This is a genomic window from Edaphosphingomonas fennica, from assembly GCF_003034225.1.
Taxonomy (GTDB): Bacteria; Pseudomonadota; Alphaproteobacteria; order Sphingomonadales; family Sphingomonadaceae; genus Sphingomonas_E; species Sphingomonas_E fennica.
On sequence record NZ_PHHF01000018.1, the window covers coordinates 141,105 to 152,092 of the forward strand.

Sequence of the window (10,988 nt, forward strand, 5' to 3'; positions counted from 1 at the left end):
CGGCCTCGTTTCAGTCGCGGTGCGGCGGCTTCAGGCGAAGCTGACCGAGACGCTGGCGCGGCGACGGCGGATGGCGCCGCCCACCATGCCGAAGCCGGTGATCATCATCGCCCAGGTCGCCGGTTCGGGAACGGCCGGCAGATGTTCGTTGAAGCCGGTCACGAGGCCCTGGTTCCAGTCATAGGGATAGGCCGAGAAGCGGCTGTTGGTGAGGCCGCTATTCTTGTCGGTATCGAGGAAGAGCCGGCCGCTGCCGAGATCGAACGAACGGATCGTCAGCAGCAGGTTGCCCTGGGTGGGATCATAATCGAACGCCTGCGACAGATCGATGTCGAGCCGGCCATCGGCCAGCACCGGCAGCGCGCCGTCGAACACCTGGATGAAGGACGCGTCTAGCCACGCGCCGGCGCTGGTATCGAACGTGTCGATCGCGGCGGACGTGGTGGACAGGTAGATCTGGAAGCTCCCGGTGCGCGGGGTGCCGCCCGGCGTCTGCGAATTGTAGAAGCTGAGCTGGCTGATGTTGATCCCCGAACCGAAGCTCGAGGCATTATAGACCTGCTGGTAATAATAGCCGAAGCCCGGATCGCCGAACGGAATCCCGTTGCTCGAATCGGCGCTACCGATCACCACGGCCTGCGCTGGCGAAAGCGCCGCTGCGGCGCAGAACGCGGCCGCGGCCGCCTGGAACAGAAATTTGCTCACCCCAATGCTCCTCTTGAACGAGTGTTCGCTCAATGCCTTATGAAGATATCGGGCAGGCGGTTGGCAGCGCCGGCCACGGGACCGTGGCTATGGGGCGTTTGCGACATGCCGGTGACAATGATTAATGAAAATTAAGACAGTTCAGTGAATTAAGGGCGGATTGTCGCAGAATGACACAATGAAGGGCCACAACCGATGACGCCTGCCGGCCGCGCGCAGGCGGCGATCGACCTGCTCGACGAGATCATTGCCGCCGCCGCACGGGGCGGGGCGGCTGCTGACACGCTGATCGCGCGCTATTTCAAGGCGCGCCGCTATGCCGGGTCGAAGGACAGGCGGGCGGTGCGCGACCTCGTCTATCGCGCGATCCGCCGCGCGGGCGAGGTGCCGGCAAGCGGCCGCGCGGCGCTGATCGGCCTCGCCGTCGACGATCCCGCGCTCGCCGCCGCCTTCGACGGATCGGCCGTGGGCCCCGCCCCGATCGCGGCCGGGGAGGCGGCGGCGCCCGGCGGCATCGCGCCTGCCTGGCTGATGGAGCGGCTCGGCCGCTCGCTGGACGAGGCCCAGCTTTCGGCGCTGCTCGATCGCGCGCCGCTCGATATCCGCGTCAATGCGCTCAAGGCGAGCCGGGCGGAGGTTCAGGCGCTGATTCCGGGCGCCGAGCCCACGCCCCATGCGGCGATGGGCCTGCGCCTGCCGGAAGGCACGCAGGTGGAGGCGCTGCCCGCCTTCGCCCAGGGCCTGTTCGAGGTGCAGGACGAAGGCAGCCAGATCGTCACCGCCGCAGCCGATGCCCGGCCGGGGATGACGGTGGTGGATCTCTGCGCCGGCGCCGGGGGAAAGACGCTGGCGCTCGCCGCCGCCATGGAGAATCGGGGCCGGCTGATCGCCTGCGATGCCGATCGCGCGCGCCTGTCCCGCCTCGCCCCGCGCGCCGAACGTGCCGGCGTCGGTCCGGTCGAGACTCGGCTGCTGGACGGCGGGCGGGAGGCGGATGCACTGGCCGCCCTGCGCGATGCCGTGGACGTCGTGCTGGTGGATGCGCCCTGTTCCGGCACCGGCACCTGGCGCCGCAACCCGGAGGCGCGCTGGCGGCTCACGCCTGAACGGCTCGACCGGCTGGTGGCGTTGCAGGCACGGCTGATCCGGGTGGCCGCCGCGCTTGTCCGGCCGGGCGGATATCTGGTCTATATCGTTTGTTCTCTGGTGGATGAGGAAGGGGCCGGGCAGGTGGCGGCATTCCTGGCGGATCATGCCGGATGGTCGGCGGCGGAACCGCTGCCCGTTCAGACTGGGCTCATCGCCGGCAGCCCATATGGGGCCGGATTGCGGCTGACACCGGCGACAGACGGGACGGACGGCTTTTTCGTCGCTAGACTGCACCGGCCATGGTAGAAGCCCGCCAAGAGACCCTCACGGAGTTGTTCATGCGTTTGTCTCCGATCGCCCTTGTCATCTCCCTGGCCTTCGCCACGGTTTCCAGCGTCGGCTACGGCCAGAAGCCGGACGATCAGATCAATCCCCGCTCGCTGGCGCTGATGCAGCAGGGCGAAGCCGCGCGTCGCGCGGGCAATCTTGTCGCCGCCAACGATTATCTCGAAACCGCGCTCGCGGTCGATCCGCGCAACCGCGCCGCCTTCGTGGCGCTGGGCCGTGTCGCCCAGGCGCAGGAACTGCCGGGCAAGGCGATCCGCTTCTATCGCGAGGCGCTGGCGCTGGAACCCAATGATCTCGCCGCGCTGACCGCGCAGGGCGAGGCATTGGTGCAGAAGGGCGCGGTCGATCGCGCCAAGGCCAACCTCGCGCGCATCCGCACGCTGTGCAAGGCGGAATGCGGCCAGGCGACCGAGCTTGCCGCCGCCATCGCCAAGGGCCCGCCGCCCGCCGTCGTCACCGCCCAGGCGGGAACCACGGTCGCGCCCAAGAGCCAGGAACCGGCGGCCAAGCAGTAAGAAGCAGGGGAGGGGGCGTTCGGCCCCCTTCTTCTTTTCGGACCTGTCCTCTCTTTCGGGACAGGGCATCCGCGAGCTGGCGTTATCGCCCCATGATGCGGGCGATCGCCACGAATTCATCGACCGACAGGGTTTCCGCCCGCCGCTGCGGATCGATACCGATCCGGTCCAGCGCGTCCAGCGCGCCGGGAACGCCCTTCAGGCTCTGGCGCAGCATCTTGCGGCGCTGGCCGAAGGCGGCGGCCGTGATCCGTTCCAGGTTGGCGAGCTTCACGCCCTCCGGCTGGGCGGCCGGCACGATATGGACGACGGCGGACATCACCTTGGGCGGCGGCACGAAGGCGGATCTATGGACGGTGAAGGCCAGCCGCGCGGTCGCGCGCCACTGCGCCAGCACCGCCAGCCGCCCATAAGCGGAGGTGCCGGGCGCCGCGACGATGCGTTCGGCGACTTCCTTCTGGAACATCAGGGTCAGCGATCGCCACCAGGGTGGCCACGCCTCGCTGCCCAGCCAGTTCACCAGCAGGGCGGTGCCGACATTATAGGGCAGGTTGGCGACGATATGGGCGCCCCGGCCGGCCTCGGCTTCGGCATCCACCTCCAGCGCGTCGCCGGAAATTACCCGCAGCCGGCCGCCCGATGCCTCGTCCAGTTCCGCAAGCGCCGGCAGGCAGCGGCGATCGCGCTCCACCGCAACCACATTCGCCCCGGCGCCCAGCAGCGCGCGGGTCAGGCCGCCGGGGCCGGGGCCGACCTCGAACACGGTCTCGCTCTCCAGCGATCCCGGCACGCGGGCGATGCGATCGAGCAGCTGGCCGTCGAACAGGAAGTTCTGGCCCAGCGCCTTGGATGCGGAAAGCCCGTGGCGCGCGATCACGTCGCGCAGCGGCGGCAGCGCCTTCAGGCCGTCCATCCTCGCGTCGTCCACCGTCACGCCATGCAGCGGAAGCCGGCGGCCTCGCCGGCCATGCGGATCGCGGAGATCATCGCGCCGGGGTTGGCCTTGTCGCGGCCGGCAATCTCGAAGGCGGTGCCGTGATCGGGTGCGGTGCGCACGATCGGCAGGCCCAGTGTCATGTTGACGCCTTCGTCGAAATGCAGCGTCTTCAGGGGGATCAGGGCCTGATCGTGATAGAGGCAGATCGCCGCGTCATATTGCGCGCGGGCGCGGGCATGGAACATCGTGTCGGCCGCCAGCGGCCCCATCACGTCCACGCCTTCGCTGCGCAATATCTCGATCGCGGGGATGATGAAGTCGATCTCCTCGCGGCCCAGCGCGCCGCCCTCGCCGGCATGGGGGTTGAAGCCGGCGATCACCAGGCGGGGCTTCTCGATGCCGAAATTGCGGATCAGCCCCCGCTCGGTGGCCCTGGCCTTGGCCACGATCAGGTCGATGCTCAGCAATGCCTGCACTTCGGCCAACGGCACATGCGTCGTCACCGGCACGGTGCGCAGGCTGGGGCCGGCGAGCATCATAACCGCATTGGCGCCGGAAATGCCGCAGCGTTCGGCCACGAACTCGGTCTGGCCGGGATGGACGAAGCCGATCGAATAAAGCTGGGCCTTGGAAACGGGCCCCGTCACCAGCGCGCCGGCCGCGCCCGATCGGGTGAGGCCCACCGCCAGCTCCAGCGAATCGAGCGAGCAGCGCGCGCCGGCCATATTGGGTTCGCCGGGAATGATCTCGCCGGCATCCTCCATCTGGATCAGCGGCAGCGCGTGCGCGAAGGTGCGCAGCGCCTCGTCGGGCGATCCGATGCGCTGGAGGGGGCCATCCCATACCGCGACGATCGAGCGGGCGTCGCCCACCGCGAAGAAGGGCGGCACGCAGGCGTCGTGGCGCGCCTCCCAGGCCTTGGCGACGATTTCGGGGCCGATCCCGGCGGGATCGCCAAGCGCGACCGCCAGAGGCGGGATCGGGGGCGAATCAGCGATAATCGACAACCGCGTCTCGCCTGAGGTCGCGCAGATAGCGGCGGGCGCGGCGGTTGACGCGCTCTTCCTCCATCTGGGCAAGGATCTGGTCGAAGGACGGGCCGGAACCGACCTGGCTTTCGTCGCGGCCGCACAGCACCAGCACGCGCACGCCATCGCCCAGCGATCCGAAGGGCGCGGTGGCCTGGCCGATCTGCAGGTCGATCATCATCTTCTGCAGCGGGGCCGGCAGATCGCGGATGCGGACCTGATCGTTGTCGATAACTTCCGCGCCGATATCCTTGGCCACCTTCTCCACCGTGCCGCAGCCGGTGATATGCTTCATCGCCGTGGCGAACTGCTCCACCTTGGGCGTCGCTTCGGCCTGCGTCATCCCCTTGGGGAAGCTGATCGATACCTGCTTGAGCGCCAGCTGCGCATCGGCGGGATCGGCCATCAGCACCTGGCGCTTGTCCACCAGCGCGATGATCGAATAGCCGCCGGGAACGGGCACGGGATCGCTGATCTGGCCGCGCTCCAGCGAGGCCGCGGCGGCCGCCAGCGAATCCGGCAGCTGTTCGCCGCGCACCCAGCCAAGGTCGCCGCCCACGGCCGCCGTCGATGCTTCGGAGAATTGCCGTGCATAAGCGACGAAGGATGCGCCCTGGCGGATCTGGTTCACGATCCGATGGGCGTTCTGCACCACCTCGTCATTGCTGTCGGGCGTGGCGGACAGGAAGATTTCGGCGATATGCAGCTCTGTCGCGCCCTTGGAGGCGTTGAGCCGCTGGATCACCGCGTTCACTTCTTCCTCGCCGACATTGACGAAGGGCTCGACGCGGCGGCCCAGCAGGCGGCGCCAGGCAAGCTCGCCCTCGATCTGGCGGCGGAGCGACGCGGCGGAGGCGCCCTGTTCGCGCAGATAGGCGGCGAACTGATCGGGCGTGCGCTTGAAGTTGCCGGCCACGCGGGCGAAGGTCTGGTCGATCTCGGCCGACGTGATCGTGATCTCGTTGGCCTTGGCCTCCTGGATCTGCAGCGTCTCGTCGATCAGGTTGCGCAGCACCTGCAGCTTCAGCCGCTCGCGCTCATCGTCGCTCACCTTGCCGCCATTGGCCGCCACCACAAGCGCCAGCCGCTGATCCACGTCCGTGTCGGTGATGATCGTGCCGTTGACGATCGCGGTCGCCTTGCGGACCGATGGATCGGACGGGCCGAAGATGGTCAGGTCCTTCGGCAGGTTGAGCGCGGAAGCCGGGGCCGCGGCATCATCTTCCACCGTTTGCGCCGGCAGCGCCGACATCGACAGGCCTGCAAGAACCGCGGCGGCAACGCCCAATCCGGGCCGGAAACGCAGCAACGCCTTGCGATTGTTCCTGAACTGCGCCTTCACTCTCACCCCATCGAATACTGGTATCGGAAAACAGGTCGCTTCAAACGCATATTTTGCGCAGCGGCGGCTGAACGCAGGCTTAGCGGCCCAAATTCTTCAGCGCTACCCGCAACAGGAAGGTATTGCCGCGGCGGGCATCGCCGGTGGCGTCATAGTCGCGCCGCCACGTCACGCCAAGCTCAATGCACTCGTCGTCGTAAAGGAAGCCCAGCCGGTGGCGGACGGGCTCGAACCCGTCGGCCTGCGACAGGGGATCCTCCTGCCGGCCGGTGAGGTCGATCACCGTCGATCCGAAGACCGACCAGTAACGCGCCAGCTGCAGCCGCGCGCCCAGCCGCACTTCCTCGCGGTCGCGCAAATCCTCGATCGAGGGATCGATGTCGCGGTTGAGGCGCAGATAGGCGGCCGTCACATAGGTGCGGCTGCTGCCCAGCGTCAGGTCCATCTCGTTACGGCGGATGGCGAGATTGTCCTTGTCCAGCCGATAACGGTGCGTGAACTCAACAAAATTGCTGTATTTCAATGTGGTGCGGCCGACGATGTCGGAATGGCGATCCGAAAGACCGGTGCCTTCGGGCAGGATCGACGGGCGGCTGTTCAGCCGATAGCTCTGCCCCACCACGCTGCGCAGCGAGAAGCGCGGCAGGTCCACCGCCCATTCCACGCCATAGGTGACGCGGCTGCCATCCTCCCACCGGTCGTAGCCGGGGAAGCGGTTGAGCGCGAACAGGTTCGAATCCTCGAGGTCGACGGCGCGGGCATCCTCGTTGGGGATGTCCAGATTCTTGGTGCGCGGCGTCGCCACCATCTGCACGCGCGGCGTGATCTGCTGCGTCCCGCCCAGGAACTCGCCCACGAACGGCCAGCGCATGTCGGCGGCGAGCGCGCCGATCGCGCGGCCTTCCCAGCCGGCCTTGCCGCGATAGCTGGGCGTCAGCGTCGATAGGACATCGTCCGTATGGTAGATGTCGGCGCGGCTATAGGCGGTCAGCGTCAATTCCTGGCCCAGCCCGGTATATTGGCGCAGGTCCCAGCGCGCGCCGGCGAAGGCGCGCTGCGTATCCTGGCCCGCCGTGCGCAATATGGCGAGGCTGTTGGCCTGGATCTGCACCTTGCCGCCCAGCAGCGGATCGTCCAGCCGCAGGCGATAGTCGATCGCCGGCAGCGCGATCGGCTGGTTGCCGCCCTTGTCCTCGGCGCGCAGGCTCTGCACCGCCCAGCCCGCGATCGACAGATAGCTGTCGGCGTCGATCCGCTCGAGGTTGAAGGTCGAACGCAGCCGATCGTCGCGCGATATGTCGTAGCGGCGCAGGAAGGTCTTGTCGGTAGTGACGCGGGTGGAGGCGCTCAGGCTCCATTGCGGATCGAACTGGAAGCGACCGTTCGCCTCGAAATAGCCGCGTATGTCGCGGCTGCTGTCCGCCGTCGGATCGTCGACGATGCTGGGCGACTGCCGCCGGCTATATGTCAGGAACCCGCCGACGCTATAGGCGCCGAGGGAGGTCAGCTCGCGATATTGCGCCTCGATCCCCGGCAGCACGCTGGAATAGATGTGCGGCGTCAGCGTCACGTCCCGGTTGGGGGCGAGCTGGATGTAATAGGGCGTCGCGATCTCGAAGCCGTTGGTGCGGCTGTAGTTGACGTTCGGCATCAGCAGGCCCGAGCCGCCACCCTCGCTGCCGTCGGGGTGGGAGAGGCCCGGCAGCCAGATCAAGGGCTGGCCGAACAGGGTGAGCTTCGCATCGTCGTAGGATATGCGCCGCTTGACCGGATCGTGGACGACGCGGACGGCGGTGATCTTCCAGCTCGGATTCTTGGGGCATCCATCCGGGTTGGTGACGTGGCAGGGCGTGTAGGCGGCGTGATCCAGCGTCGATACGCCGTTCACCCGCGTGCCCATGTCCGCCGCCAGCCGGCCGCCATCGTCCAGCACCAGCAGCAGATTTTCGATCACGCCGTCCTTCAGCGTGTCGGTCAGCCGCACATTGTCGCCATAAGCGGTGTCGCCGGCGGGATTGACGACGGCGACATTGCCCTCGGCCGTCACCTCGCCCGTCTTGCGGTTCCACGACACCTTCTCCGCGCGCAGCCGGCTGCCGGCGCGCAGCATGCGCACGTCGCCGGTGGCGGTGACGATATCGGCGTCATCGTCATATTCGATCTGGGCGGCGCTGAACGTCACCTCCTGATCGTTCGCGGGAAGCGGCGTGCCGCCGGCGGGCGGCGGGCCTTGTTCGCGATCCTGCAAATCCTGCGCGAGCAGCGGCTGGGCCCACATCAGGGCCAGCGGCAGGGCTGTCAGGCATATCGGCTTGAACTGGATCACGATCCCCCACGCGAAAGCCGGAACGAACGGCTGAGCGCCCGCCTATCGCACCCTCCATCGCCCGCTGCAACACACCCTTTGCGTGCCCCGTCGCAGCCCGGCGTTCGGCGGGCGAAAATCGGCGATCGCCGTCGCCATCTTCAATCTGCGGCGATCAGCCTCTAGATGGGGCAAGACTCAACAGAAGGATGCATGTTCCGATGCAGGTGCGTTTTGCCGCCGTCCGCCCCGAGGGCGATCATGTGCTCGCCCTCATTGTGGCCGGCGGGGCCGATCCCGCGGCGCGCGCCGGGCTGGAGGGCGCGGCCCTCGCGCTTGCCCGCCGCGCGGCGGAAGGCGCGCGCTTCGAAGGGGATGCCGGCGGCCTGGCCGAGGCGGTCCTGCCGGAAGGCGACGGCGTTCGCCGCGTGATCCTGGCCGGCGCCGGCAAGGGCGGCGATGCCGATCCGTCGGGCTTCGAAAAGGCGGGCAGCGCGCTCGTCGCCCGCCTGCTCACCTCGGGCGAAACCCGCCTCGTGATCGATCTTTCGCCGCTTGGCGATGCGGAGGCCGGCAAGGCGGCCGCGCAGGTGGCCTTCGGCGCGTTGCTGCGCGGCTGGCGCCACGACGTCTATCGCACCAAGCTTCCGGCCAAATCGCGCCCGAGCCTGGAGGAAATCGTGATCGTCGGCGCGGGCGAGGGCTTCGCGGCGCAGGCGGAGGCCGCCTGGGCGCCGCTGAAGGCGCTGGCGGACGGCATCGCCTTCAGCCGCGAGCTGGTGAGCGAGCCCGCCAACATCATCTACCCCGAAAGCTTCGTCGCCCGCTGCCAGCCGCTCAAGGACCTCGGCGTGGAGATCGAGGTGCTCGATGCCGATCAGATGGCGAAGCTGGGCATGGGCGCGCTGCTGGGCGTGGCGCAGGGCTCCGTCCGCCAGCCGCGCCTGCTGGTGATGAAGTGGGACGGCACCGGCGGCACCCGTGAACCGGTGGCCTTCGTCGGCAAGGGCGTGACCTTCGACACCGGCGGCATTTCGATCAAGCCGGCCGGCGGCATGGAGGATATGAAGTGGGACATGGGCGGCGCCGGCGCCGTCGCCGGCGTGATGAAGGCGCTGGCCGGGCGCAAGGCCAAGGCCCATGTCATCGGCGTCTGCGGGCTGGTTGAGAACATGCCGGACGGCAATGCCCAGCGCCCCGGCGATGTCGTCACCAGCATGTCCGGCCAGACGATCGAGGTCATCAACACCGATGCCGAGGGGCGTCTGGTGCTCTGCGACGCGATCACCTGGGTGCAGAAGACGCACAAGGTGAAGACGGTGATCGATCTCGCCACGCTGACCGGCGCGATGATCATCGCGCTGGGCCATGAGCATGGCGGCCTGTTCAGCAACAGCGACGAGCTGGCCGACCAGCTTCTCGCCGCCGGCCGCGCGACGGCCGAGAAGCTGTGGCGCTTCCCGCTGTCGGACGCCTATGACAAGCTGATCGAAAGCCCGATCGCGGACATGAAGAATGTCGGCCCGCGCGATGCCGGCTCCATCTCGGCCGCGCAATTCCTCCAGCGTTATGTGGAAGATGGCGTGCGCTGGGCGCATCTCGACATCGCCGGCATGGTCTGGGCCGCGAAGCCTGGCACTTTGTGGGACAAGGGCGCCACCGGCTATGGCGTGCGCCTGCTCGACCGGCTCGTCGCCGATCGCTTCGAAGGCTGACCGGGATAGCGGGGGGAGGCTGCGTGCAGGTTGATTTCTACCACCTGGCCTCCAGCCCGATCGAACGGGTGCTGCCGCGCATCGCCGAACGCCTGCTGGCGGATGGCGCGCGGCTGCTGGTGGTCTGCGCCGACGATGGGCAGGCCGCCCGGCTGGACCAGCAGCTCTGGACCTATGCGGCGGACAGCTTCCTCCCCCACGGCCGCGCCGGTGATGGGGGGGAGGCGCTGCAACCCGTGCTGATCGCCGCCACGGCCGATGCCGCCAATGGCGCGCGCAACATCGCGCTGGCGGACGGCATCTGGCGCGACGAGGCGCTCGCCTTCGACCGCGCCTTCCATCTTTTCGACGACGGCTCGATCGATGCCGCGCGCGCCGCCTGGAAGGCGCTGGCCGGACGCGAGGATGTCGTCCGCAATTTCTGGAAGCAGGACGAAAGCGGGCGCTGGGCGAAGGCCGCCTGATCGTTCGCGGCGGCCCCGGCTTGCTTAACGACGCCTCAAAGACTAGAGAGCCGCCACTTTCCACACCCCAAATATCATGGAGCACGCTCGGCCATGGCGACCGAACGCACCTTTTCGATCATCAAGCCCGACGCCACCCGTCGCAACCTGACCGGCGCGATCACCGCCAAGCTGGAGGAAGCCGGCCTGCGCGTCGTCGCTTCGCGCCGCATCCAGATGACGAAGGAACAGGCTGAAGGCTTCTACGGCGTCCACAAGGAACGCCCCTTCTTCAACGATCTCGTCAGCTTCATGATCTCCGGCCCCGTGGTCGTGCAGGTTCTGGAAGGCGAGAACGCCGTCGCCCGCAACCGCGAAGTGATGGGCGCCACCAACCCGGCCAATGCCGAACCGGGCACCATCCGCAAGGAATTCGCGGAATCGATCGAGGCCAATTCGGTCCACGGTTCCGACAGCCTGGAAAATGCCGCGATCGAAATCGCCTTCTTCTTCAAGCCGGAAGAAATCGTCGGCTGAACCGGATGGGCCGGGTGATGGCGC

10 protein-coding genes are annotated in these 10,988 nt (G+C 68.0%); 5 read left to right on the top strand and 5 right to left on the bottom strand.

The window, feature by feature from the left end; all coding sequences use genetic code 11:
* Positions 1-30 precede the first annotated feature (30 nt).
* Entirely contained in the window at positions 31-705 is a 675-nt protein-coding gene (locus CV103_RS04115; RefSeq protein ID WP_245896640.1) for a PEPxxWA-CTERM sorting domain-containing protein, read from the bottom strand.
* Positions 706-900: 195 nt separating this feature from the next.
* Here CV103_RS04115 and CV103_RS04120 point away from each other — a divergent pair, with 195 nt between their 5' ends.
* Both CV103_RS04120 and CV103_RS04125 read left to right on the top strand, forming a co-directional pair.
* Complete coding sequence (locus CV103_RS04120; RefSeq protein ID WP_107394039.1) at positions 901-2,100, top strand: RsmB/NOP family class I SAM-dependent RNA methyltransferase; 1,200 nt, start codon at positions 901-903, stop codon at positions 2,098-2,100.
* A 32-nt stretch (positions 2,101-2,132) separates the two neighbouring features.
* Positions 2,133-2,657 carry a hypothetical protein gene (locus tag CV103_RS04125; protein ID WP_015457321.1) on the top strand — a complete coding sequence of 175 codons (525 nt, stop codon included), beginning with the start codon at positions 2,133-2,135 and terminating at the stop codon, positions 2,655-2,657.
* An 82-nt stretch (positions 2,658-2,739) separates the two neighbouring features.
* Here the strand turns inward: CV103_RS04125 and rsmA are convergent, their stop codons facing one another.
* From rsmA to CV103_RS04145, 4 genes are all read right to left on the bottom strand, one after another.
* Positions 2,740-3,570 carry a 16S rRNA (adenine(1518)-N(6)/adenine(1519)-N(6))-dimethyltransferase RsmA gene (rsmA, locus tag CV103_RS04130; protein WP_107394040.1) on the bottom strand — a complete coding sequence of 277 codons (831 nt, stop codon included), beginning with the start codon at positions 3,568-3,570 and terminating at the stop codon, positions 2,740-2,742.
* Positions 3,571-3,587: 17 nt separating this feature from the next.
* On the bottom strand, positions 3,588-4,601 hold the full coding sequence (pdxA, locus tag CV103_RS04135; RefSeq protein WP_015457319.1) for a 4-hydroxythreonine-4-phosphate dehydrogenase PdxA: 1,014 nt from the start codon (positions 4,599-4,601) through the stop codon (positions 3,588-3,590).
* Entirely contained in the window at positions 4,585-5,964 is a 1,380-nt protein-coding gene (locus CV103_RS04140) for a peptidylprolyl isomerase (RefSeq protein ID WP_107394042.1), read from the bottom strand. The genes pdxA and CV103_RS04140 overlap by 17 nt, the downstream gene beginning before the upstream one ends.
* A gap of 79 nt (positions 5,965-6,043) precedes the next feature.
* Positions 6,044-8,242, bottom strand: a complete 2,199-nt coding sequence (locus CV103_RS04145) for an LPS-assembly protein LptD (RefSeq protein WP_425443825.1) — start codon at positions 8,240-8,242, stop codon at positions 6,044-6,046.
* 248 nt (positions 8,243-8,490) lie between these two features.
* Between CV103_RS04145 and CV103_RS04150 the strand changes: the two genes are divergently transcribed.
* The 3 genes from CV103_RS04150 (at position 8,491) to ndk (ending at position 10,964) form a co-directional block, all read left to right on the top strand.
* The gene (locus CV103_RS04150) at positions 8,491-9,984 is read left to right on the top strand and encodes a leucyl aminopeptidase (RefSeq protein ID WP_107394137.1); all 1,494 of its coding nucleotides are present in this window, start codon (positions 8,491-8,493) and stop codon (positions 9,982-9,984) included.
* A gap of 23 nt (positions 9,985-10,007) precedes the next feature.
* Positions 10,008-10,448, top strand: a complete 441-nt coding sequence (locus CV103_RS04155) for a DNA polymerase III subunit chi (protein WP_070934213.1) — start codon at positions 10,008-10,010, stop codon at positions 10,446-10,448.
* A gap of 93 nt (positions 10,449-10,541) precedes the next feature.
* Positions 10,542-10,964 carry a nucleoside-diphosphate kinase gene (gene ndk / locus CV103_RS04160; protein WP_015457314.1) on the top strand — a complete coding sequence of 141 codons (423 nt, stop codon included), beginning with the start codon at positions 10,542-10,544 and terminating at the stop codon, positions 10,962-10,964.
* The last annotated feature ends 24 nt before the right edge of the window (positions 10,965-10,988 follow it).